At 32.4% G+C, this 25,940-nt stretch carries 22 protein-coding genes; 2 read left to right on the top strand and 20 right to left on the bottom strand.

Features of this window, described 5'->3' with window-relative positions; genetic code table 11:
• Positions 1-4 precede the first annotated feature (4 nt).
• Positions 5-1,276: a phosphoribosylamine--glycine ligase gene (gene purD / locus G3A46_RS01970; protein ID WP_165145553.1), complete on the bottom strand. Its 1,272-nt coding sequence runs from the start codon at positions 1,274-1,276 to the stop codon at positions 5-7.
• A gap of 186 nt (positions 1,277-1,462) precedes the next feature.
• Between purD and G3A46_RS01965 the strand changes: the two genes are divergently transcribed.
• Together G3A46_RS01965 and G3A46_RS14585 are read left to right on the top strand one after the other, a co-directional pair.
• A complete protein-coding gene (locus G3A46_RS01965) occupies positions 1,463-2,773 on the top strand; it encodes a phenylacetate--CoA ligase family protein (protein ID WP_165145550.1) in 1,311 nt (436 codons plus the stop codon).
• 12 nt (positions 2,774-2,785) lie between these two features.
• The gene (locus G3A46_RS14585) at positions 2,786-3,949 is read left to right on the top strand and encodes a glycosyltransferase family 4 protein (RefSeq protein WP_165145547.1); all 1,164 of its coding nucleotides are present in this window, start codon (positions 2,786-2,788) and stop codon (positions 3,947-3,949) included.
• On the opposite strand, the gene G3A46_RS01955 is transcribed toward G3A46_RS14585, so the two are convergent.
• The 19 genes from G3A46_RS01955 to G3A46_RS01865 all read right to left on the bottom strand — a co-directional run bounded on the left by G3A46_RS01955 (position 3,946) and on the right by G3A46_RS01865 (position 25,813).
• On the bottom strand, positions 3,946-5,298 hold the full coding sequence (locus tag G3A46_RS01955) for an exopolysaccharide biosynthesis polyprenyl glycosylphosphotransferase (RefSeq protein ID WP_165145544.1): 1,353 nt from the start codon (positions 5,296-5,298) through the stop codon (positions 3,946-3,948). The two genes, G3A46_RS14585 and G3A46_RS01955, sit on opposite strands and share 4 nt — an antisense overlap.
• 2 nt (positions 5,299-5,300) lie before the next feature.
• Entirely contained in the window at positions 5,301-6,290 is a 990-nt protein-coding gene (locus tag G3A46_RS01950; protein WP_139854201.1) for a UDP-glucuronic acid decarboxylase family protein, read from the bottom strand.
• A 106-nt stretch (positions 6,291-6,396) separates the two neighbouring features.
• Positions 6,397-7,710: a UDP-glucose/GDP-mannose dehydrogenase family protein gene (locus G3A46_RS01945; RefSeq protein ID WP_165145522.1), complete on the bottom strand. Its 1,314-nt coding sequence runs from the start codon at positions 7,708-7,710 to the stop codon at positions 6,397-6,399.
• A 120-nt stretch (positions 7,711-7,830) separates the two neighbouring features.
• Positions 7,831-9,075, bottom strand: coding sequence for an O-antigen ligase family protein (locus G3A46_RS01940; RefSeq protein ID WP_165145519.1), 1,245 nt, complete (start codon positions 9,073-9,075; stop codon positions 7,831-7,833).
• A 357-nt stretch (positions 9,076-9,432) separates the two neighbouring features.
• Positions 9,433-10,170, bottom strand: a complete 738-nt coding sequence (locus G3A46_RS01935; RefSeq protein ID WP_165145516.1) for a WecB/TagA/CpsF family glycosyltransferase — start codon at positions 10,168-10,170, stop codon at positions 9,433-9,435.
• On the bottom strand, positions 10,163-11,332 hold the full coding sequence (locus tag G3A46_RS01930) for an O-antigen ligase family protein (protein WP_165145513.1): 1,170 nt from the start codon (positions 11,330-11,332) through the stop codon (positions 10,163-10,165). Before G3A46_RS01930 ends, G3A46_RS01935 begins: the two co-directional genes overlap by 8 nt.
• Positions 11,329-12,624, bottom strand: a complete 1,296-nt coding sequence (locus G3A46_RS01925) for an O-antigen ligase family protein (RefSeq protein WP_165145510.1) — start codon at positions 12,622-12,624, stop codon at positions 11,329-11,331. Before G3A46_RS01925 ends, G3A46_RS01930 begins: the two co-directional genes overlap by 4 nt.
• An 8-nt stretch (positions 12,625-12,632) precedes the next feature.
• On the bottom strand, positions 12,633-13,478 hold the full coding sequence (locus G3A46_RS01920) for a sialate O-acetylesterase (protein WP_165145507.1): 846 nt from the start codon (positions 13,476-13,478) through the stop codon (positions 12,633-12,635).
• A 115-nt stretch (positions 13,479-13,593) separates the two neighbouring features.
• Entirely contained in the window at positions 13,594-13,989 is a 396-nt protein-coding gene (locus G3A46_RS01915; protein ID WP_206735939.1) for an acyltransferase, read from the bottom strand.
• A gap of 113 nt (positions 13,990-14,102) precedes the next feature.
• Positions 14,103-15,176 (bottom strand): glycosyltransferase family 4 protein, encoded by a 1,074-nt coding sequence (locus G3A46_RS01910; RefSeq protein WP_165145501.1) that lies wholly within the window; start codon positions 15,174-15,176, stop codon positions 14,103-14,105.
• A gap of 8 nt (positions 15,177-15,184) precedes the next feature.
• Positions 15,185-16,402, bottom strand: a complete 1,218-nt coding sequence (locus G3A46_RS01905) for an oligosaccharide repeat unit polymerase (RefSeq protein WP_165145498.1) — start codon at positions 16,400-16,402, stop codon at positions 15,185-15,187.
• Between the two features lie 301 nt (positions 16,403-16,703).
• Positions 16,704-17,021, bottom strand: a complete 318-nt coding sequence (locus G3A46_RS01900) for a hypothetical protein (RefSeq protein WP_165145495.1) — start codon at positions 17,019-17,021, stop codon at positions 16,704-16,706.
• A 181-nt stretch (positions 17,022-17,202) separates the two neighbouring features.
• Positions 17,203-18,579, bottom strand: coding sequence for a T9SS type A sorting domain-containing protein (locus tag G3A46_RS01895; protein WP_165145492.1), 1,377 nt, complete (start codon positions 18,577-18,579; stop codon positions 17,203-17,205).
• Positions 18,580-18,590: 11 nt separating this feature from the next.
• Positions 18,591-19,490, bottom strand: coding sequence for a hypothetical protein (locus tag G3A46_RS01890; RefSeq protein WP_165145489.1), 900 nt, complete (start codon positions 19,488-19,490; stop codon positions 18,591-18,593).
• Between the two features lie 65 nt (positions 19,491-19,555).
• Positions 19,556-21,082 (bottom strand): T9SS type A sorting domain-containing protein, encoded by a 1,527-nt coding sequence (locus G3A46_RS01885; RefSeq protein ID WP_165145486.1) that lies wholly within the window; start codon positions 21,080-21,082, stop codon positions 19,556-19,558.
• Between the two features lie 42 nt (positions 21,083-21,124).
• Complete coding sequence (locus G3A46_RS01880) at positions 21,125-22,363, bottom strand: polysaccharide biosynthesis C-terminal domain-containing protein (protein ID WP_165145483.1); 1,239 nt, start codon at positions 22,361-22,363, stop codon at positions 21,125-21,127.
• A gap of 13 nt (positions 22,364-22,376) precedes the next feature.
• Positions 22,377-22,847 (bottom strand): hypothetical protein, encoded by a 471-nt coding sequence (locus tag G3A46_RS01875; RefSeq protein WP_165145480.1) that lies wholly within the window; start codon positions 22,845-22,847, stop codon positions 22,377-22,379.
• Positions 22,848-22,919: 72 nt separating this feature from the next.
• The gene (locus tag G3A46_RS01870) at positions 22,920-24,371 is read right to left on the bottom strand and encodes a hypothetical protein (protein WP_165145477.1); all 1,452 of its coding nucleotides are present in this window, start codon (positions 24,369-24,371) and stop codon (positions 22,920-22,922) included.
• Complete coding sequence (locus G3A46_RS01865; RefSeq protein ID WP_165145475.1) at positions 24,371-25,813, bottom strand: MBOAT family O-acyltransferase; 1,443 nt, start codon at positions 25,811-25,813, stop codon at positions 24,371-24,373. The genes G3A46_RS01870 and G3A46_RS01865 overlap by 1 nt, the downstream gene beginning before the upstream one ends.
• Between the last annotated feature and the right edge of the window lie 127 nt (positions 25,814-25,940).

Here is a 25,940-nt window from a genome sequence, read left to right as displayed (position 1 = left end):
TGGATTAAAGATCAAACCCAATATCTCTACGATAATTCATCCTATCGAAACTTAGTTTATCTATGTTTTGATAGGATTTTTTTAGCGCTTTTCTGAAGTCATTATCCATTGAAGTAATTGCTATTACACGCCCTCCATTAGTAAGTACTTTTCCTGCTTCAGATTTAGTTCCAGCGTGAAATACGATTGAGTCTTCTATATTTTCCAATCCTGAAATTTCTTTACCTTTCTCATAATCTTCTGGATATCCACCCGAAACAAGCATCACAGTTGTAGCCGCTCTTTCATCTATTTCAATATCGATAGTATCAAGCTTTTGACGATAAGTAGCTTCTAATACATCTACAAGATCTGTTTTAATTCGGGGAAGAACAACTTCAGTTTCAGGGTCTCCCATTCTAACGTTGTATTCTATTACATACGGTTCGTTATTTACCTTAATTAACCCGATAAAAACAAAGCCTTTATAGTCTATGTTTTCTTCGCTTAGACCATTAACCGTTGGTTTTACAATGCGATCTTCTATTTTTTTCATCAACTCCTCATCTACAAATGGCACTGGAGAGATTGCTCCCATTCCCCCTGTATTTAAGCCTGTGTCACCTTCGCCTATACGTTTGTAATCTTTTGCTGTAGGCAGAACTTTATAATTTTTGCCATCTGTTAATACAAAAACGCTTAGTTCAATTCCATCCAAAAACTCTTCGATAACAACTTTAGAGCTAGCTTCACCAAACTTACTATGGGTAAGCATATTCTCAAGCTCTTGCTTTGCTTCGTCTAAATCGTTAAGAATTAAAACACCTTTTCCTGCTGCCAATCCATCAGCTTTTAAAACATAAGGAGGATTTAATTGTTCTAAAAATGTTTTTCCAGCCTCTAGGGATTCTACAGTAAAGCTCTCGTAAGCTGCCGTAGGGATGTTGTGCTGCATCATAAACTCTTTTGCGCGCTGTTTACTTCCTTCCAACAAAGCGCCACGCTTAGAAGGCCCTATAAGCATAACGTTCTTTAGTTCTGAAGTTTCAGCAAAGTAATCGGCTATTCCTTGTACTAACGGATCTTCTGGACCAACCACAACCATTTCAATATTGTTTTCAACAACACAATTTTTTATGGCTTCAAAATCGGTTACATTTATTGCTACATTTGTTGCAATTGACGCTGTACCTGCATTTCCAGGTGCAACAAAAAGATTTGAACAACGAGAGCTCTGTGCTATTTTGTAAGCAAATGTATGTTCGCGACCGCCAGAACCAAGGATTAGAATATTCATAATTGAAAATTTTTATTTCGGCATCAAAAATAAATCATTTTAAAGCTAAAACAAGGCAATAGCTGATAAAACCTACCACATTTGTATGTATTTCTTTTCTCAGGTTTATCGATTGTATTTTTATTCTAAAAAAATGAGGATAAGGGTTTCAGTATATTTGTAAATTGAGGCTCTAATATTTAGAAAATGAATTTGTTTGAAAATACATTGAAGTTAAATGGCTTTCCAATTTCTAAAGCAAAATCTTTGCTTAAAGAAATTCAGCAAATTCCAGAAAATAAATATGATAATTATATTATTAATGCTCGAGAAAAAATAGTTACATATCATATTCAAAACAATCCTTTTTACAGAAAATTAATAGGCTCTAAAAATTATAGTTGGGAAGATATCCCCGTAATGACAAAAAGCGACCTCCAACAACCATTGGAAAACCGCCTTTCAAAAGGGTTTAATCAAAAAAATATTTATATAAATAAAACTTCTGGATCTAGTGGAACTCCTTTTGTTTTTGCCAAAGATAAGTTTTGTCACGCTTTAACTTGGGCAAAAATTATCGATAGTTTTGGGAGTTTGGGAATTGACTTTAATTCTTCATTACAAGCTCGTTTTTATGGAATTCCTTTAAATCCTAAAGGGTATTATAAGGAAAGAATTAAAGATTATTTTAGCAATCGCTATAGATTTCCTGTTTTTGACCTATCAGAAGAAAAGTTAAATAAAGTTTTAAACAAATTCGAAACCAAGAAGTTTAATTATATAAATGGCTATACAAGTTCAATCGTACTTTTTGCGAAATTCCTAAAAGGAAAAAATATTATTCTCAATCAAGTTTGTCCAACTTTAGAATATTGTATTGTCACTAGCGAAATGCTTTTTAATGATGACAAAGCATTAATGGAAGCAACTTTTGGAGTGCCTGTTATAAATGAATATGGCGCATCTGAATTAGACTTAATTGCTTTTACAGATTATCAAGATGAATTTATTGTTAATAGCGAAACACTTTTTGTTGAAATATTAGATGAAAACAACCAAACTGTTCCCCATGGGAGTTCAGGACGTATTGTTATTACCTCATTGTATAATAAGGCTCAACCAATGATTCGCTATGATATTGGAGATATCGGAATATTATCAAAAGCAAGTACTTACAAAAAGCCTGTCTTAGAAAAATTGATTGGACGTACAAATGATTTAATAACATTACCAAGCGGTAAAACTTTAGCAGGACTTACATTTTATTACGTAACTAAGAGTATTGTTTCTGATAACGGAAATGTAAAAGAGTTTATGATTGAACAAACCAAGATAGATACATTTAAAATTAAATATGTATCTAACAGAGAACTCTTTCCGAAGGAGAAGACTAAAATAGAGAAAGCCATAATTAGATACTTGGAAAATGACCTTACGATTGTTTTTGAAAGAGAAAAATCATTAAAACGAAGTAAAAGCGGCAAACTAAAACAATTCGTTTCCATGGTTAAACAATAATTATTCTGTAGTGTGCAAAAAGAAATTCTCTTAATAACAAACTATTTTCCACCCGAAAAAGGAGCTGCGGCAAACCGCATGCATAGCATTGCAGAGAACTTAGGTAAAGCAGGATATACTGTAAAAGTAATCTGTCCTTTACCTAACTATCCCAACGGAAAAATATTTGAAGGCTATCGCGGGAAATTGTCAATATCTGAAAAAACTCCATTCGGAGAAGTTTCGCGTTTGTGGACATGGCCAAGTAATTCTACAAACAAGTTTATTCGGTTGATTTCAATGCTTTCATTTTCATTGAGCTTAGCGGTATTTTTCCTTTTTAAAAAAACTCCAAAAAAAATATTTATTCAATATTCTCCGGTAGTTGTTGGGTTTACAGCGGTTTGTTTGGGGAAAATATTTTCGAAAAAAATCATTCTAAACGTATCAGACCTTTGGCCATTAGCAGGTTTGGAAATGGGTATTTTAAACAAGGGGTTCTCTTATACGCTACTTTTAAAAATGGAGCGTTATTGTTACAAGAAATCCGATTTAATTGTAGGTCAGTCTGAAGAAATCTTACAACATATTTCAAAACTTGAAAATAAAAAGCCACTCTTTTTATATCGAAATATTCCGAATTTCAAAATGCCAAAAATCAGTGATAGAACTACTTCTAAGGAGGTGAAAATTGTATATGCCGGCTTGTTAGGCGTGGCTCAAGGAATTTTTGAAATCTGTGAAAAAATCACTTTTCCACAAAATGTAAGTTTTCATATCTATGGAGCAGGACTTGATGCAGAAAGGCTAAAATCGTTACAATCTAAAAATGTTTACTTCTATGGGGAAGTCGATAGAGCGGTGCTACATATAGAGCTTGAAAAATACGACATTGCATTTGTTCCTTTAACAAATAGAATATACGGGTCTGTACCTTCAAAAATATTTGAATATACACGCTTAGGACTTCCTATACTTTACTTTGCAGGAGGTGAAGGAGGGAAAATTGTAGCTAAAGAATCTTTGGGTTGGGTAATTCCTGTGAATAACACAAAGAAACTTCAAAAGTTTATTAATACTGTTTCAGAAAACGAATTGAATACTTTTCCAAAACAAAAAGTTCAGAATATCGCAGTTTCAGTATTTAATTTTGAGAAACAATTTAAGGCATTTATAAGCGCAATTGATACTGTTTAATACGCTTTTTCTTCTCCTCTTAAAGCATTGTAAATAGTTTGGAATACAATTTTTATATCCAAAAATAAGCTCCAATTTTCAAGATAAAAGATATCGTATTTAACGCGATTTATGATATCGCTTTCAGTCTCTACCTCTCCTCTAAATCCGCTTACTTGTGCTAAACCTGTAATTCCTGGTTTAATAAAATGACGAACCATAAATTTGTCTATACGCTCTGCATACATATGTGTATGGCTCACCATATGCGGTCTTGGTCCCACAACAGACATTTCACCTTTCAGTACATTGATAAACTGTGGCAGTTCATCCATGCTCGTTTTTCTAATTATTCGCCCTACTCGAGTAACCCGCTCATCTCCTTTTTTAATCTGATGTAAATCGGCCATAGGGTTTGGCTTCATCGATCGGAACTTATAACAGTAGAATTCTTTGTAATCTAAACCGTTTCTTTTCTGTTTAAAAAACACTGGCCCCTTCGACTCTAATTTTATAAACAAGCCTAAAAGTGGTGTAAGCCATGAAAGCACTCCTACAATTACTAATATTGAAAGTATAATATCAAAACCTCGTTTTATAAACTTATTAAACGGTTCATCCATCGGAATTTTTCGCATAGAAAGTATTGGAAGCACTCCGTAATATGTGAAATCAAGTTTTTTGGTATAAATCTCCTTATTATCCGGAAGGAACTTTAATATTTTAAGGTTGTTATCTACAAAATCTATGAGCTTTATTAAATCCTTATTCCCTATTTCTGCAACCGAAGAATACACCTCATCGATATTTTCTTCAAGAATGAAATCCATACATTCTTCTATAGATTTTTTATTAGGTCCTTTTAAATCAAATGTTTTAACTAGTTGATAACCATATACTGGATTTTCATTAAAAAACTTTCTCAGCTGATCTGTTTTTTGGTTAAGACCGATAATCACCACCTTTCGAACGTTTCCGCCTAAATAAAGTCGGTATTTTTTTAGAAGAAAATATATTCCAAACTTCACTGTTGATATGCTTAGCATTACAACAACTATATATTTGAAAATAAGCGATGCTGAGACCTCTATATCATTATAAAACCCAAAGAAGGAGAATACGATTAACGCCAAAATTATCCCTTGCTTACCTAGCAAAGACATTATTTTTGACATATGTGTAAAACGATAGATTTCATAAAATCCTGATCGTAGCGAAAGTAATATCCAAGCGAAGGTTAGGTAAATAATAAAGTTAAATAGCGGAATGCTATTATTGAAAAACTCGAAAGCCAAAAAATAGAGTAAGACAAGATCTAGTCCGTATGAAATAGGCCTTATAAATCCAGAATATCGTCCGCTTTTAAACATACTTACCCTCTATTGTGTTTTGAAAAATCTTTGTGTTCGCTTTTAAAGAGTTCTTCTGGTGATAAATTTTTAAAATATTCAAAGGTAATTCGCATACCTTCTGCTCGTGAAACTTTTGGCTCCCATCCTAGCACTTCTTTCGCTTTAGAAATATTTGGCTCACGCTGTAATGGATCGTCTTGAGGTAAAGGTTTAAAAACAATCTTTTGACTAGTGTTCGTAAGTTTTATAATTTCTTTTGCGAAATCAAGAATTGTAATTTCTTCTGGATTCCCAATATTTACAGGTAATGCATAATCACTAAGCAGAAGGCGGTATAAGCCTTCAACTTGATCGTCTACATAGCAAAACGAACGGGTTTGTAATCCATCCCCAAAAACGGTTAAGTCTTCTCCACGCAGCGCTTGACCTATAAAAGCAGGAATAACGCGACCGTCGTTCAATCGCATTCTTGGGCCATAAGTATTAAAAATTCTAGCAATTCGCGTTTCTAAACCATGGAATCGGTGATACGCCATGGTTAACGATTCCTGAAATCTTTTTGCTTCGTCATAAACTCCGCGAGGACCAATGGTATTTACATTGCCATAATATTCTTCCGATTGTGGATGAACCAATGGGTCGCCATAAACTTCAGAAGTTGATGCTATTAATATTCTAGCTTTTTTCTCTTTTGCTAATCCCAAAAGGTTATGAGTCCCTAACGAACCAACTTTTAAAGTTTGGATAGGGATTTTTAAGTAGTCTATCGGACTAGCAGGAGAAGCGAAATGAAGAATATAATCTACTTTTCCAGGTACGTGCACAAACTTTGTAACATCGTGATGGTAAAACTCGAAGTCTTCAAGTTTAAAGAGATGTTCCAAGTTTTTTAGATCACCAGTAATAAGATTATCCATTGCGATAACGTGGAAGTCTTCAGCAATAAATTTATCACATAGATGTGAGCCTAAAAACCCGGCAGCACCTGTTATAAGCACGCGCTTTTTCATCTGAATAAATTATTTGAGAAAAAGTAATGCTTCGATTTCACTCTGCATAGGGATAGAATACCCCAACTTACATTTTCTGTTATATTATAATTGAATATCGGGCACATCATAAGTTCACTGCTTTTCTACCAATTGAAACATAAGTAAACCCTTCTGCTTCCATATCGTTTACATTGTATAGGTTTCTTCCGTCGAAAATCACAGGGTTATTCAATGAGTTTTTTAATCTAGAATAATCAGGGGTACGGAAAATACTCCATTCTGTACAAATTAAAAGTGCATCTGCCCCTTCAAGTGCTTCGTACATCGATTCTGAATAATGTAATTTATCTCCAAAGCGTTTTTTGATGTTAGGCATTGCTTCCGGATCAAACACCTGAAGTTTCGCATTTAATTCCAACAAGCCATTCATCATATCGATAGATGGTGCTTCGCGAATATCGTCTGTTTCTGGTTTAAAAGCCAAGCCCCATACTGCAATGGTCTTTCCTTTTAAATCGTTGTTAAAAAACTTCTCAATTTTTGGGAGCAAAATTATTTTTTGGTCTGAATTGATTTCTAAAACTGAATTCAGAATTTTAAAGTTGTAGTTTTCATCTGCTCCAGCCTTTTTTAGCGCTTTAACATCCTTTGGAAAACAAGAACCGCCGTATCCTATTCCAGGGAATAAAAATCGCTTTCCAATACGGCTGTCTGTACCCATTCCTGCACGAACTTTATCTACATCTGCACCTACTTTTTCGCAATAATTTGCGATTTCATTCATAAAGGTAATCTTAGTAGCTAAAAAGGCATTAGCCGCATATTTTGTAAGCTCTGCAGATTTTTCGTCCATAACGATTATTGGATTTCCTGAGCGCACAAAAGGGCTGTAAAGTCGTTTCATTAACGCTGTAGCTCTTTCACTGCTAGAACCAATGATAATACGTTCTGGTTTCATAAAATCGTCTACTGCAAAACCTTCTCGTAAAAACTCAGGGTTGGATACTACATCAAACTCACAAGGAGCATGTTTTGCAATTATAGCGTATACTTTTTCTGCAGTACCTACTGGCACCGTACTCTTATCTACAATTACTTTATAATCTGTGATTTTTTTTCCTATTTGTTCAGCTACATTTAATACATAAGACAAATCTGCAGCTCCATCTTCATTTTCCGGCGTTGGCAGGGCTAAAAAAACGATTTCAGCGTGTGCTAACCCTTCATCTAGTGAAGTAGTAAACTTTAATCGATTTGCTTTAATATTTCTTTCAAAAAGAAGTTCTAGGTGCGGTTCATAAATAGGCACTTCACCATTGCGCATTCTTTCTACCTTAGCCTCGTCGATATCTACACAAATAACTTCGTTACCTGTTTCGGCAAGACAAGTTCCTGTTACTAAACCAACATATCCTGTTCCTATTACTGAAATTCTCATATTTATTCCTTCCGTTGTTATTTACCCTAAACGCTTTTAATTTAAAAAAGTGCTTAAGGATATTGAAAACGGTATTTTTTTAGATTTATTAATTTGCAAAAATACTATTTGCAAATCTTTTTATTCGATTTTTGCTTTGTTGTTTTTAAGGTGATTAGCACTTGATGTTAAAGCAATAATAATATACCCTAAATAATAGGCTCCAATCTGCCTGTGAAATACATTTTCAACCATACAATACACTACCAAAATTGTAAGCATTGCTGTGGGAAAAAATTGTTTTCTAACGCTTAAAAAACTAAAGCATATAAATACTAAAAACAATAACAACGCAATAAAGCCCGCACTTAAATAAAAGTCCAAAAACTGATTATGTGTATTGTATCGTTTTGTAGTGAAGCGTTCGCGTTTTTCAGGATTTGAAATTTGTGAATCATAGCATGACACAAGCTTTTCTTTAGTATTATAAAACCCTATTCCGTTAAACGGAACCTCATCTTCATTTATAATTTGTTGAGCACAACCCCAAACTACCGCTCTAAGCTCGTAGGTAAGAGAGCTTTCAATAAATGCCGGCGGATTATTTTTGCTTTCTTTAATACTAGTTTCAAAATCGGTGTCACTTTTTATTACAAAAAACAGCACTACTACTGCTGCAATAGCCCCGAGCGCAATAGCAATTTTCCAAATTTTACGCTGCCCATAAAACTGCCCTACCAACAATAGTACAAACAAGGTAACCATCGCAATTTTGGAAGCCATTAATACGATGAAAAGCGCATTAACCAATATGTTTGCTAAATAGTAATTATTGTTAGGGTGATATTTCTTTTTAATTGCTTGAAAAGAGATTAATATACTGAATGTACTCAGCATGCCTAAATACAACCTGTCTATCAATAAAGATTCAACAACTTGAGGAGATTCCCCTAAGGAGAAACTTCCCGTAGCATCAGTTATTAAAACAAAGTTATATACTGAAAAGATGATAGCCGCCAAAGCTGAAAAAATGATGGCGCTGTTAATTTTTCCAGCCCATCCAGAAGACGGATTCACATCGGATACAGGAATATAAAGCACCGCCAACCCTAAGGCAACCATTACTTTGTTAATAACAGTAATATCTTCATCAAATCGACCTGCAAAATACGAGTTGATTAGTAGGTAGACTATTAACCCAAAAAAGGCAAGAATAGGAAGCGATTTAAGTTTCTTAAAATCATCTTTCTTAACTACAAATGGAAAAGCAATAACTAAAACTGCTACTAAAATGTTTGGAAGTACCCTTATATAATTATCAAAGGGGATAATGAGGTATAGCAGCAAAAAGGCAAATGGGTATATGGCAGAGAGCAGAATCCTCATTGTGTATTTTGTATTTTCTTATTAGTGTCCAACAATGACGTACGTCGTACGACTAAAATTATAATAACCTGATAATTAAATTACTGTAGTTTTATATACAATCAAAACGTTTATCATTAATTATAGTTTCAAGAGCATGCCGTCAAAATTTTTAATATTTTTCTAAAAGTGTACGATTATTGAAACAAATATGTCTTTAAGCTATTTTAATGAGACACTACTATATTTTTAAAAAATTTAGGGGAAGATAGGAAAGTCTTGGGAGAAAATAGTAGTGAGAGGTGAGTTTTTAGTGGTTAGTCCCCCTCCAGCTCCCCCCAAAGGGTAAGCGCGAATGCAGTAATGAACTTTTTAAGCTTATTTAGAAAATCGCTCTTTCATTACGAGATAGATGAACTTTGAATTGCCAACTAAGTAGCGTTTCCACATACGTTTTGGTTCTTGTAGAAAACGATAGAACCATTCGAGTCCTGCGTTTTGCATCCAAATTGGAGCTCTTTTCGTTTTCCCTGCAAACACGTCGAAACTACCGCCTACGCCCATTATTAGGTTTACGTTTTTTAATACGTGTCGGTATTTATATAGGAAATTTTCTTTTATAGGCGATGAAATGGCTACAAAAAGCATTTGAGTTCCACTATCAGCAATTTGCTGTGCAATTTCTTCCTCTTCTGAGGCTTCAAAGTACCCATTTCTATATCCAGCAATAATATTAGGACTATAGGTTTCTGAATACTTTTCAACTACCGTTTTCACCACTTCTTCCTTAGCTCCGAAAAGAAAAACTTTATAATTATTCCTATGCGCCATATCCACAAGATTAGCCATAAGGTCGATACCTGCAACACGTTCTTTAATTGGTTTTCCTAAAAAATTTGAAGCCCATACTACAGCTTGTCCATCTGCATTAATGATATCTGATTCGTTCACGCTTTTACGAAGCTCAGAATCTTTCTGCATGGCTACAACTTTGCCTGCGTTGACAACTACGTGATGAAGTTGCTCACCTTTATTAATTTTTTCCTGCACCAAAGCAAGAGTTTCTTGCATGGAGAGGTTATCTATAGTAGTATTTAGAAGATTAATTCTAGTCATTGGCAGTAACCTTTGTGAAAGGCTTAGAGCGATCCATCAATATTTCCTTTAAAACAAGCAGATAGATTGCAACAGAAGCATTTTCGAAAAAATTTCCCGCCAAAAATACCATAAGTGATAGGATTAAAATAATATAAATTGCGTTTTTAACTAAGGATTTAGGGACAAAACTTTTGTAAAAAGTAAAGAGATATATAATACCTCCAAGAATACCCCAGAATAAAAATACATCTACGAATCCCATTTGAGAACGAATAGCAAGGTTATTAATTCCACCAAAGATATAGTTGGGCCACTGCCAATTTTCATGAATGAATGGTATGGTTTGTTCAATTAATAAATCATCTCTATAGGATAGTATTGCAGAAACTAGTCCTTGTTCTTGTCTAATTTCATTAAAAATTCCCCAATGGAAAAAGAAAATATAACCTAACACAGAGAAAATTGAAAGAAGAGTTATTAGTAATACGGAACGTTGTTTTCTATTTAGATTGGTATAGAAAAAAATATAAATCAACAAGGATCCAATTAGGGCGATATATACGATTTTGGTTCCCGTAAGTAGACAACAAACAATTATAAAAAGTGATTTCCAATTTTTAAGAAAAGTATGTTTTAAACTAATTAGAAAATAAAACAAGGCAATAGCATAAATATATGAACTTGTTGATGTATTAATTAAAAGACCGTTATATCCCCAACGTCCAAATCTGTATGAATTAAATAAAGGTATTTCAAAAATTAGCCCTATCAAAATTAGCACACCGTTGAAAATCATAAGATATTCAAAGACTTTAAATAACAGGCTTTTTGATTTTTCGTTTACTGGGTGCTTGATGAAATAAGTAAATAGTATAATAGGAAACAATAACTTACTGAAACCTACTACTACCTCTTGATTAAAACTTTTTTCTAAAAATAATTGACCTAAACAAAAAATACCAAAAAGTAAAGCGGGAAGTAAAAGGTTTTTAAGTGGTTTAACGATTCCGAATACAAAAAAAATCAAAACGATTAACTTCACATATCTCTGTATATCAGATTTTCCGTCTAAATAAACCATTGAGAATTTGCTAAATGCTTCTGTAATAAAAAAAAGCAATAGCAAAAATGCTGGAAACCATTTTAAACATTGCGTATACAACTTTTCACTATTTATCATTCTTCTTTTTTTAATTTCTCGGGAAAAGATGAAAAGAGAAAAACAGATCCAAAAAAAGCTACAAAAGTTATGGCTGGATTATTTTTAAGATAACTTTCAAAAAGGCCAATTACACATACCATAAAAATTAATAAAAAGTATTGAACATTTCTGTTTTTCAGTGATATATACAAGTTTGAAAGTAAATATAGCAGCAAAATAGAAAGTCCGAAAACTCCGTATTCTAACATAAATGAAAGATAAATATTGTGGGAATCATACCGGTTTTTAAATGAAACCTGCAATCCGTTCTTTTTGTAATAACCCTCTAATACATCTTTTTCTGTATGTGTACCGTAACCGAATATGGGTTTTTCACCTATTGCCTCTAGCGTAGACTGCCAGCGTGCTATTCTAGAGTCTGCAACCAATTTATCATTGTAAGAAGTATCCACCTGCTCAGTAAGCTCCCATTGTAATTCATTTGTAAGTCGTGTAAAAATATAGGTGTTTGAAAGTGTTTTTATAATAGAAAACACTACTGCAATTGTAACTATAATAATCAAGGATAAAGCACCTATTTTCTTTTGAGTATAAAATATAAAACCTAAATACATAATTGCGGAAAAGACTACAAGTGCATATAGAAAAAATATCATTCTTGAGTTTATGAAAATAACGCCTACTGTAAGTATAATTAGACTTGAAATAATAAGCGCTTTAATATCTCTGTTCTGCAAAAGTTTTTTTAAGAGTAAACTAATTGCAAAAATCAAATAAGCCCCTAAATATGTAGGATGCATATCCAAAAAGTTCGAAAAGGAGTAATAGGTATAATAGTAATTAAAGATTTCATCATCAAAACTTGGAAAGGGTCGTGTAGCAAAATAATTTAAAAAGTTATTTACTAATAAAATAAGTATAGAAATTACTGCGCCAATTACAATCCCTTGAAAAAGACTTTTTTTTATTCGAAGTAAGTCCTTTGTATTGTAAAAAAACAGCAATAATGGGCATAATAGAAACGCAATATTTCTACCTATAATCTTTATTCCTTCAAAAGGAGGTGAAGAATAGAAAAGCCCGAAAATGTAGAGTAAGAAGACGGGAAGTAATGTAAGAAGTAAAAGTTTAGGTCTTCTTACTTCATATTGTTTTTTCAGAAATAAGTAATATCCTGATGCTACAAAGAAAAGTATTAAAAATAGGTTGCTTATGCCAATGTGCAATGGCAAAAAAAAAGCCATAAGAAATGCCGATATAGTCAATATATCAACCTCAGCCTTTCTAAAATACTTTTTTAGACTTACCATATTACTTATTAATAAATGTCTATTTGAGAAGCTACCAAGAAGTTAGCCAAGGTTTCTCCAATGTGATTTAGTGCTGTTTGATTATAATGCACAGGGTCAAGTAGCCAATTTCTCTCTTCAAAATATTCAGTTTCATTATAACCAATAAAAGTAAAGAAATCCTCATCGGCTACCTCACGTTGTACTTGCCTAACGATTTCAAAACCAGTATCGCATATTCCACAACTTAAATGCCTACCTGTTTCGATAATAATAAATGGAAGTTCTTCACCATACTTGTTACGGTAGTTACTAATTAGCTTTTGTAATGAACTCTTGTATTCAGAACGAGTTATTATTCCGTTTCCAATAGCTACTCCATCACTTTCACCTTGAGACCAAATAATAGCATTAAGTTTATTATTCGGGGGTACAGCAGTTTTTGACAATGCTTTGTCTATTTTTTTAAAACTGTTTGAGAGTAAATTGCCAGATTCATCCCAAATGCCCCAGTTATTTTGTTCTGCTAATGGGTGCAATGCACTTCCACCTTTGGCACATTGGACAATTAATATTTTCAGATTGGTCAGTTTTGACAGGTTAAAAGCCAAAGAAGGAGATAAACTTCCAGTAACAGCTTGTTCAAAACCTAAATCAACTTGACATACTGGATCTTGAAGTGGTACTATATCGTTAAGCTTAGAATTATATTCAAAACAATTTGTTTGCCCAGTAGGTGATTCTGCCGAATTGCCCGTTCCTACAGCATTGCTTCGTCCTGCAACCAAAACAATTATTGGGCCATCCAACACAAGGGCTTGTGGAGCGCAAGCGAGGGTAAAGCTTAAGAGACATAGAACAAATCCAAAATTCATCTATCTATAATTTTAGTTTTTAAAGCAATTACTTCGATTAGCCTCTCTGAATAATTATGGAACATCCAAGTAGTCACTTCACTGTGGGCAATAATTAATGATGATTGTTTCATAATTATTTTCGTGATTTTATAAATTTAGCCGGAACACCACCAACTATTGTGAATGGCGCTACATCTTTTGTTACAACGGCACCAGCCCCAACAATAGCCCCTTCTCCAATTGTAATTCCAGGCATAACAACAACATTTCTCCCCAACCAAACTCCGTCTTTTATTGTAGGCGGATTAGGCTCTGTGTCTCCTTGATCGACAATTGGAATTTCAAGGTTCTCATGGTTGTGCGAAACACTTAAAATCGCCACATTTGGTGCAATTAGAACATTGTTGCCTATAATTGCTTGTTGGATAAATACATTTTCATTAATCCTGCAATTATGTCCTATCGAAATCCCATTAGCATTTGAGATATATACGTTGTACTCAATTTTGCTTCTTTTGTCAAAAGGCATCAGCTTTAATATTTTGGAAACATACCAAACCCGCCAAGTACTTGTAAAGGACAAGAGTCTTGAATGAGGTAGATTATAGAAAATAGCATAATAACATGCCAGCCCAAGTTTTTTTAACATAGTTCCAAGAGTTGCTGATACAAATTTGCAGATACTTTTTCACTATCATATAAAATTGAAGTAGAAATTGCATTTTCTCTCAATGAAAGTTTACTAGTAACTGAAAGCGAATTATATTCTATTATTCGTTTCGTTAGGCTTTCCGCATTATTTGTTTCAAAAAGAAATCCGTTTACACCTTCATTTATATAGGCTGAAGGTGCGCCAATATTACTCGCTATTACTGGCAAACCACACGACATAGCTTCCAGACCCACCAAGCCCAAGCTTTCATTAAGTGCTGTGGGGAACACAAATAAATCCAGATTTTTATAGTGCGAGACGATTTGGCTTTGAGACAGTAATCCCAAAAATGCTATCTCACTTTCAAGGTTCAAATCTTTTCGCAATTGCAACATTTCGGCTTCTTTATTTCCTTGTCCAATAATAAATCCATTAACTGAATATCCTTTATTTTTCAATCCTGATACAGCTTTTAGAAAAATATCCCAACCTTTATTAGCATCAATTCTAGAAGTCATCCCGATGTTAATAACTCCTTTTTCGGGTTGTTTATGATTTTCTAGCTTAAAAACATTTCTGTTTATTCCACCAGAAGGATAAACAATGATATTATTGGCCGCAACATCTGGAAAAGCATCTTTAATGATTTCCACAAAATACTGAGAAGGTACCACTACCCTTTTAGCATACTTTAAAGCAAATGCATTTACCTTTTTTTGAAGCTTAGAACTATTGAATTGTGTTATATCGGAGCCGTGAATATTAACCACAATTTTCTTTCTGAAAACACCTCCTAATAGAATTATTATTGGAGTATGGTGCCATAAAAAATGTATATATATGAAGTCACCTTTACTGAAAACGCCATAAAATAGTGAATTGAAATAATGAAAAAGATATCTCAGAGCTTTTGTAATAGCATTGGGTGTTTTTCCTTTAATAACCGCCAAATGTGAAAAACTCGCTCCTTGACGCTCGAGGTTTTCAACGAAGTTTTTCACGAAAACACCGAAGAGTCCATCCTTTGTGGAAGGGTACATATTGGAGATTAGGAGTATCTTCATTGTTTATCCTATTTTGAAACTGTGTATCTAACCCGGGTAATAACTATTTTTAACATAAGAATTACGAACATTAAAATAAAGAAAATAACATCAAAATATCCCGTATGAATTAGCATTAAAACATTTATTGTAACTAATACATAAAGGGCAATTGAAAAAGGATCCTTTTTGGCCTTCATGAGTTTTTTAAGGTATTCTATAAACACTCCTAAAACAAAAAAGCCAAAGAATACACCAAAATAACCACCATCTACAAACAATGCCCCTTGTAATGTAGGAGTGATACTCCAAGGTTTTCCGTCTGGGAGTTTACGTGCCTCGACTATTTCGCCAATAATATTTCTAACCCCTAATTGTTCACCTGGTAGAACAGTAAGAAAATTAGCTATAGCTAAATAACCGTAGTAATGGTTTCCTTCAGTCTTTTTAACTAATGTTTTCACCACCTCTTGATCATATCTAAAAACTGCCAAAGTTGGCATAAATGGCATAAGATATCTATGATCATCCATATAGTCTAAATCGACATTTTTAAAGAATTTTCTTACGTCGTATTGCCTACTAACCCTATACGACGAAATGGAAGACATCAAAACTAGAACTCCTAGTACCACTAAGAGGTTTCTAAAAGTGAATACGTTTTTATATTTATTTTGAAAATCATTTCGAACAATTACAAAAATGAGTGCACATCCACCTGCTAGAATGATAAGTGGGGATCGATATCCTAAAGAAAGAACCGAAACTGATTGAATCGCTATAAAAATTATATGCCACCATTTTACTTTTTTGTTTGCCAACAATTCACTGCTGAAAAACAGTAGGGTTGTAACAATTCCTAAATAAATGAAGATATTAGTATATGAAATTGTTTTAAATCGAGCTGCTCCCATTAAAATTATTATACCACCATTCATAGCATGGGTAGCAAGAATGAGAACAAAAGAAAAAATGTTTGAACCCCAAAATATAAATTTGAGAATATGAGGTTTAAAAGTCCCCTTACTAGGTGAAAATTTAATTTTAAGTATTCTTATTAATATAGTTCCGGAAATAAATCCTATTAATCCTAAAAAAACTAATAAATAAAGAATTCCATTTTCCATTTTTTCCTTGTAAAAAGGAAAATTAATAATGCCAATTAAATTAATTAATAAAAAAACAATTACGAACAACCGCAGATAGGGTAATGCACGAATATTAATTTTCTCTAATAGTGCTTTCATTTAGTAATGAGTAATATTTAACCTAACCAAAACTGTCAAGCTCATAATAGAAGCGAATATAAGAAGCTTCATTCGTTAAGCAATACTAAGAGTTGAACTAAGCCGCTATTTAATTCAATTCTTTTTAAAACATTCATAAATACGAACGTATGGAGATTTAAAAAAAAATTAAGTAAAAAAGGTTTTTAGAATTGTGATTGTAAATATACTATTAAATAATAGCACCGCGATTTTAATAATTCGCATAACTAAACTGTATTATTGAATTAAGCAATTTAAAAAAGAATTCTCAATCACATATCTAGAGGGCCAAACTATTTGAAGCAAACTGATTATCATTAATAGTCAGATTAGATTCTGCGAAGCCAAAAAGTTCGAGTTTCGGGTTTTGCGAAACATCCAGACTGGTTAATTGATTGATTATACACGAAAGAACTTTTAGCTTGGAATTTTGGGATAAGTCTAAGCTGGAGATATTGTTATTGCTACATTCCAACTCTCGAAGATTTGTGAAACTTTGTATTCCCTCCAGAGATGCTATACTGAAGTCATCCACTTTTAATCTATAAACTGCTTCAGCTTCTACTACTTGGATTTCACCATCATTATTGGTGTCCACTGGGCCATCAATAGCACCATCACCATTAGTATCTGCGACAATCCATAAACGAGTGCGTTTTTAAAATTCGCATCGGGTATGTTTACAATTTGTGCTTGAGCACCGATACCACATACTATAAGGAAAATCAAGAAAGAATATCTCACTAGGTTTAATTTTAGAGCAATGGAATTAAAACGCATTATTTAATTACAATCTTCTTTATAAAAATATCTTTATTGTTGGAGATTCTCAAAAAATAGATTCCAGAAGCAAGGTTTTCCACGTTAACCTGGTTTTCTTGATTATTTAGAGAGAAATTTAAGATTAACTTTCCGGTCATATCGTATAGATTGCCAATTGCTGGTTCGCCTGTTGATCTTGTTATGATAAAATCTTCAGATACTGGATTTGGGTAAATTGAAAAATCAAGTACACTATTTTGATTAACAGATAATTCCATCTGATTTTCGTACCACGCAATTTTTCCGTTTTCACTAGAATTTGTAATTATATCAATTTTATTATCCCCGTTAATGTCTTTGGCGTAAATAGCACCATAAGGGCGGTATGTATTATCAATTATGGTTGTAGTGACAAAATTTTGATTTCCATCATTTTGGTAATAGGAGATTGAGTTACTGCTTCCAGAGGATATAAGATCGATATGTCCGTCAGAATCTAAATCTACCGCCAAAACATTTGTTTTAGTGAAACTTGGGTCACTATTAATAATAATTTCAGGACCAAAATTTCCCTGTCCTTCGTTTCTGAACCAAGAAAGTGTATTATTATAAGCGATAACCATATCCATATTACCATCATTATCCATATCCGCGGCAATTAATTTGGAGTCATAAGTCAAGCTTGGATTAACCCCTATTAAGTGCTTGAAAAAATTCCCAGCACCATCGGTATTTTCAAACCAAACTATTTGGGTATTTCCCACACCATCATGTGTAAAACCTATTAAATCAATATCCTCATCACCATCTACATCCACGAGCTGAAATGCCCTTAAAAAGGAATTTTCTATAAGATGTTCTGTAGCATTTCCAAGTCCGTCATTTTCAAACCAACTCACTCTAGGTTCATTATATTCAGAGCCAGAAATACTTGAAATCCAATCATTATTGTTATCTCCATTTATATCACCTATCCCAATCTGAGTTTGATTCCCACAACTATACATTGAGATTGAAAACAATTCAAAATTCCCTGCTCCCAAATTTCTGAATGTTCTTATATCACCACAATCCTGCTCAGTAAGTGTTATTAGAACATCAACATTATTATCTCCATCAATATCAGTAATAGCAAGGTTTCCTGCGTACATATACGGCATTTCTAATATTGAGTGTGCAACAGTGAAAGCTCCCAAACCATCGGTATTTTCAAGCCATCTTAATTGATTGTTTATCCCTCCTGAAACAATTATGTCATTATCACCATCATTATCAACATCTGTTGAAATTATTGCAGAGGCTATGTATGGGGCTGATTCGATTACATGCTCTTGAAATTGAGCATGAACGCTTACGTTCAAAACTACTATTAGAGTAAATAATTTTGACTTCATAATTTCCATTATTAAGGATTGGTAATATATTCTAAATTAACCTGAGTAGATGAAGATGGTCCTATATTGATTTTAACAGGATATCCATATTCATTGTACTCATATCTAAAGGTTTTAATTACTTCACCATTAAACTTATATTCAAGTGGGTTGTTCACATTATTGAATTTAAAGAACAAAGGCTTATTAGAAAGTATTGTTCTAAATGTCTCTAGGTATGGCAACCCTAAAATACTTTCATTTAAAATAGATTGTATTCCTGTGATGTAAGTATTAAAATTTGGACTATCATCATAGTTAATTTCTAATTTATCTGAATTTAAAACATCTACAATTTCTATAATATTTCCATTGTTATAATTAAAAGTAAAATCATCCACTAATTCATTATCTAGATTTTTTCTCTCTATTCTTGTTATAAAGCCATCGCTATTGTAAGTAACAAAACTTTCAAGTTGATTATATGTTTCCACTATGGGTGGATCACATCCTCCGCAATGATACTCTGATTCTTGTGAATAAAAAGTTGCATCTTCATTAAATTCATAAGTGGTGTAACTAATGTCTTCAGCGCCTATGCGATGTATAATTTTTGTAAGATTATTATTGTTATAGAAATAATCCACTTTACCAAATACAATAATATTATAAAACTCTTCTTTACTAATTGATCCTTCTGCATTATAAAAATAATTCAAGCGCATATAAGGGAGTCTCGTAGTATCTCCATTTTCAAATAATCCCTTTTCTACCATTTGTCCAGAACTATTATATTTCATTTTAACTTTCCAATATTGGTCATCGTAATTATACTCACTTAAAAGTAGTTTAGGATTGTCGCCGACTAATTCATCTGGAATTATCTCATCTTTGTTACAAGATGTAAAAAACAGTGACAATAAAGTAAGCACTATAATGTATTTTTTCATTTTTTTATTTAAAAGGGTTATATTTTCTATAAAACCATGTTACTTAACTATTCTATCACTACTTTTCTAACAATAATGTTTTTAGTATCATATATTTCTAAAAAATAAATTCCATCAGCAAGGTTTTCCAGATTAATTTGGTTTTCTTGATCGTTAAGTGTGAAGCTTAAAATTAGCTTTCCAGTTGTATCGTATAAATTCCCAGTTGCAGGTTCGCGTGTTGGTCGTTTTATGAATAATTTATCATTTACTGGATTTGGATAAACCAAATAATTAAGATTTCTAATCCCTGAATCGTTAATGGATAAGCTTTGATCAATGTTATGTCTTGTTAAGAAGAGGTGGTTATTTAGGTCTAACCCTAGGGATAAAAATTTATTATCAAATTGTTTTGATAGTGATCTAGATGCATCTAATTGATTTAAGAAATTAAAGCTTGCTATTCCATTATTCCCAAAACTCACATCTAATGTTCCGTTGGGATTGATTCGAGAGTAAGATAAATCAAAAATGCCATTAAAAAAATCTACTCTTGGCCCACCAACTATTAGCTTGCCATTGTCCTGAATAAGAGATGAAAAGCCCGCATAATAATAATCAACATACTCAAGGATTAGTACCCCATTTAAAGCAAATGAATTCTCCAAAATTCCACTTGAATCAATTTTTGCTATAACGGTTTTCCCTTCGTCGCTCATTGGATCGAAATTAATACCTGTAATAAAATAGCTGTCATCAATCTTTTTTAATGAGTATGCACTATCGCCTAGCCAAATATTAACAAAACCATCATCTCCGAAATTAGCATCGAAGTTACCAGAATCATCAGTTTTAAAAGCGGTAAAAAGTCTGTTGTCATAAGGCGGCCAATTCTCAACTGTAGTATTACCACAAGCTAATATATTACCTAAATCATCAACTAAAATATCCCTGATTATGTCCTGTCCATTATCTCGGTCTATTTGAAGAATTCCATTATTTCCGAAACCAGTCATCAACGCTCCATATTCATCTATCCTAACCAAAGCAAAATCTGTATTGTTCTGTGCATTTGAGAGATAACCGCCTATAATATATGAATTGTTATATTCAACTACCGCCATGCCTCTATCGTCGCCAAAGCCTGAATCTATAGTTACACGACCATTGATGCCGAAACTAGAATCTAAAGTCCCATCAGAATCCAATCTAACTATTAAAATATCGTTATTGTTAGTTCTTATTCTTCCTACCAATATAATTTTACCATTTTCCAGAACAATATTTTTACTCACAAAGGCTGTAGGATTAAAATTAACATAGGAATATCCATTATTCGCGAAGCTGGTGTCAATTTCACCGTGGGGCAGAAGCTTAATTACCATGATACTTTTGGTGCCATCTGAGTTTACCACATTTCCAGAAATGAATATATTATTGGAGCTATCTACTGAAAGATCCAATAACGAACCGGCATAGTTTAAGTTTGTTGGATTATAGATACCATTATTTGCGAAGGAAAGATCGAGTTCACCGTCTTGAGAAAAAACAAAACTTGAAAGTAAAAGAATAAAGATTAGAATATACTTTTTCATAATTTACTTTAAGTTTTTATGAAGTATTGGATTTCAGACCCTTTAATTTCCTTTCAATTTAAGGAATTTCTCTGTAAAATACAATAATCCTACTAAGAGGGCAAAGTATGTGAAGAAATTGGTGGAAACTGCACCTATCAATCCATATTTAGGGAGCAACATGAAAACAAGGATAATATTGATAATTGCTACAATAAATACAATATAGAATCTAAACTTTTGCTTATCAAGAATGATAAGAAGCATTTCATAATTAGCGAATCCAAACCGGGTCAATGCTGTTGCAAGTACTATAACAAACGCCAAGAGTGTTATATCATTACTTGGCACTTTTATAAGCTGGAAAATAAAGTCTTTGAAAAAATATAACAGCAACAGAATTCCAAAACCAACCAAAAAACTATATAATTGAAGTTTTCTAAAGTTTTTGAGCAAGCTTTTTCCGCTTAGCTTTTTTAAATAAGATAATACTACCTGCGACATTGAAACCGTAATTAAATATACAGGAGCTATAATCACAAATAGCGCCCTATAATAACCATAAGTTTCTGTATCAAGAAGATAAAAGAGGAGTATCATTCCTGATTGAGTGTATAGCGCAGTAACCATATCTTGATATCCAAAATATTTTCTTTCTAAAAAACTTTGCTTTAAATTTTCCTTTGATAGGGATTGTTTGCGCGAGCTGTCTTTCAAAATAGACCGATCTAATAAAATAGAAAGGAGAAAGACAAAAAGATTAATAGCAATAAGAACTATGAAAATGAAATGTAAATTAGATACTGGATTTTCCCATAGGAATAAATACCCAATGAATAAAATCAATAATAAAAAGAAATAGATATATGCTTTTAGTTCTTTTAGAAAATCTCCTGCGCCTTTATAAAAAGAAAATAAGATGAGGTTAAGTGAGAGAACATACCCTAAGACAATTCCGTATATCAATAAATCCCAACCTTTTACAAATTCTAAAAAAGGAGTTAAAATAAAATATAAAGATAAAGTCGCAATAAAAATTAGCGTCGTTATATAAATAGAGTTTAAAAAAGTCTTTTTACTTTTTTTAATCGTCTGAGTTTCATTAATTAAAAAAATGGGGCTTCCAAAAGGCATAAATGCCATCAGGATATTAGAAGCTGAATACACAAATGAAAAGATTGCATAGTCGTGGACACTAAGAATATTAATGAGCGTAATATTAAACAACCATCTTGAACCAAATTGAAGGCCTTGAGAGGTGTTGTTTAAGAGAATATTTTTTAAGAATAGTTTTGTGCTCAAAAGGTGTCTTGCATTAAATCTTTATATTTTTCAAATAAATCCGTGTTCCTATTATTCTTTTATAACTATCTCGATCATAAAGATAAAAAACTAGACTATCTATCGTCTTATTAGGAATTGTAATAGTATCAATTATGTATTTATGGTTATTTGAGTATCTTAATACAGGCTTTGTATTCCAGTCTAGTTTACTATCATTTACACCAATATACTTATTATCCACATATACATAAGCTCCTAAACTAAGACTATCAATCTTTTGTTTATTACTTTCATTACTCATTTTAAGGACTACTTTTAATGAATTATTATCAATTCTATAAAAAGCTACTTTATCAATACCGTAGTTATCAATAAAATTTTGATTTATATTCCTTGACATTCTATAGTTTTCCAATCCTAATTCTAAATAATTATCGATGTTCTTTTTTTTGCAAGAAAAAATGAAAAAGAAAACAAGAAGGCCTAAAATAAATTTTTTCATTACAAGTTAGTTAACCAAAATAATTACAATAAACTTTAAATTGAATTTGATATATATGAACAAATTTGATCACTATATTTCACTAAGTGAAATAGAATCTAGAATCACCTTTTGACCTTTAACTCCATTATAACCCTGCTTATCATAAAGAAACATCTCCAATTTTTCAATATCCCTTATATTGGAATCAAATTCTAGATTAATAACATCTGTGTCTTTTTCAAACAGAAAACCGTGTATTTCAAAATTACGATTTCGAGATTTGCTATTTTCGTTTAAAGAATTCAAGTCATTTTTTCGAGGGTAAATATGAATTGCCATTCTGTAATTTTCTATTGAAAGTGGTGTTTTTAATTTTCCTTTAAAGTTAATAGTAAAAAATAGTTTATTCTTCTGTTCTTTAATAACTTTAAGATTCGTAATTTTTAAATCATCTAACAAGGTTTGATATACCTTTTCTTGATATGATATTGGATTAAATGGCTTATAGCTAGCTATTAGGGCGTCGTAACCTTTTGTTTGCTCCGGAAATATGTCTTCTGATGATCTATCTTTAAATGTATAATTTTCTTTTAGATATTTAGCTAAAAACCTTGAAGCCTTAATACTACCTTCCGTATTTAAATGTGAATAATCTTTGAAGTCGTTGATATTTAAATCCATTTCATCGTAATATTCATTTAAATTTAAGTAAGGAACTCCCCAAGCTTCACATAACTCATTCATTTCATCAAAGAAGTAATAATTCCAGTATTTCAACCTAGGATCAGGCGATGAAATAATTAATACCTCACTACCAGCCTTCTTGGCAATTGAAATAAACTTAGTTATATCATCTTTAGCTCTTTGAGCTATATCTGAAGATGTAGAATCAATGGAAGGTATTTTCCTACGGAATCCTTTATATCGCTCTCTATTTTCGCCTTCTATAATAAGATTTGAACCTAAAAAACCATTGAAATAATAGTTTTCGTTAATATCAAATACAGATCGTCTAGATAAATTAAGATAATTATACTTATTCCAGTTTTGATGATTCCTAATTAGAGGAAAGTAAACCCCTAGGTATTCCTTTGGTTCGTATATACTTCTTACTTTTTTTAGTTTTGAAGACGAGAAATTTGAAACGAAATCAAGAGCTCTCAACTGGTATCCCTTTCCACTTTCTGTAACTGGAAAAACTAAGGAATGTTGATAAACTTCTAAAATTACTAGTTTAGGTTTTGTATATTTTAAAGATTCTTCCAAAACTAAATCAGTAACTGTCACTCTCAATGCATCTGAACCAAGATTAAAACTTATAATACTGTCTTCCTTATTAAATATTAGTGGATTAAAGGCCGTATATGCATGTGAGCTTCCATAAAAAATTACATCAATATTTGTTTTCTTAGCCAAAGCTTTAAAATCTTCAGATGTATTAATATAATAATGAGAAGTTGAGAAAACTTTATTTAAATATATAAATCCAGCCGTTAAAAATGCCAACAGAACAACTATAGAAATAATTCGCTTCTTCATCATTAAAACTGGAAATAGATAAATTCTGAAACACTATCGTTCCCGTAAATACCAAATATTACGATACAATAAACAATCAATGTATATACTAGGCTCTGAACAACAACATTGGACTTGTTAATAATTCTTAATGCATTATATTTTCGGTGGAATGCATCAAAGATTAATAGTAAAACAATAACGATTATGGCGAAATCAAACTCATGGGATGGTAAGCCTAAACTATAGATACTCCAATCTACAAAGTTGAAGTTGAATAAGTTTTTTACAATATAGACACTGTCCGCAAAGGTATTGGCTCTAAAAAATATCCAAGCAAAACAGACTATTCCGAAGGTGAAAAATTTAAAAAAAACTGAAGGAATTAACGGTTTCCTATTGACTTTTAATGCTGTATTGCTCAATGCTTTTTCAACAACTATAATAACCCCATGAATTGCTCCCCAAATTACAAAATTAATCGCTGCCCCGTGCCAAAGTCCGCTAACTACAAAAACTACAAACAGGTTAAAGTAAGTTCTGTAATCGCCATTTCTGCTACCTCCTAACGGTATATATACATAATCTCTAAACCAGGTGGAAAGTGAAATGTGCCACCTTCTCCAAAACTCTGTAATTGAGGTTGAAAAATAAGGTGTATCAAAGTTTTTCATCAAATTGAAACCAAGCATTCTAGAAATTCCAATTGCAATATCTGAATACCCAGAAAAATCACAATAAATTTGAAAGGCAAAGAAAACTGTTGCAATAATTAAATCTTGGCCACTGTGCCCCGTTGGATTGCCGTACACTTCATTTACCACAATAGCGAGCCTATCTGCTATGACCATTTTTTTAAACAGCCCAAAAGCCATTAAAAGCAATCCGCTTTTGAATGCTTTATAATCGAAATTATAGGTTTTAAAAAACTGCGGTAATAAATGAGACGCGCGTTCAATAGGTCCAGCTACCAACTGCGGAAAGAAAGCTACAAAGGTGAAAAACGATAACCTATCCTTGGTAGGTTTAATTCTATCGCGATAAATATCAATGGTGTAACTAAGGGTTTGAAAAGTGTAAAAGCTAATCCCAACTGGAAGGATTATTTGTAAGGTGAATGAATCCATTTCGCCTCCAAAAAACCGGAATGAATTGATAAATGAATCAATGAAAAAGTTCGTGTATTTAAAATACCCTAATAGCCCTAAGTTGATTAGAAGGCTTACTAACAAATAGTTCTTTCGAACCCTTTTGTTTGTAGCTGCGTAAATTTTCTGACCAATAGTAAAGTCAACAATTGAACTAAACAGTATAAGAAACAGAAAACGCCAATCCCACCAACCATAAAACAGGTAACTAGAAGCTAATAGAAAAGCATTTCGAAGGGTTAGCTTTTTTGCGACAATCCAATAAACCACAAAGAATATTGGAAAAAATATGGCAAAATCTATAGAGTTGAAAAGCATATTTTAAATTATAATAACTCGTTGTTGAACTCTTCTAAATTTACGTAATTGCACTAATTACAATTAAATCAAAAAACTATCCGATTCTTAATTCCATTTTCTCTTAGCTAGATTTTAAGAGACGTTT

Origin of the sequence: Aequorivita sp. KMM 9714, assembly GCF_011065475.1 — a bacterium.
GTDB classification, from domain to species: Bacteria; Bacteroidota; Bacteroidia; order Flavobacteriales; family Flavobacteriaceae; genus Aequorivita; species Aequorivita sinensis.
The sequence above is the reverse complement of the archived record's forward strand: the minus strand, read 5'-3'. Positions and strand labels throughout refer to the sequence as shown.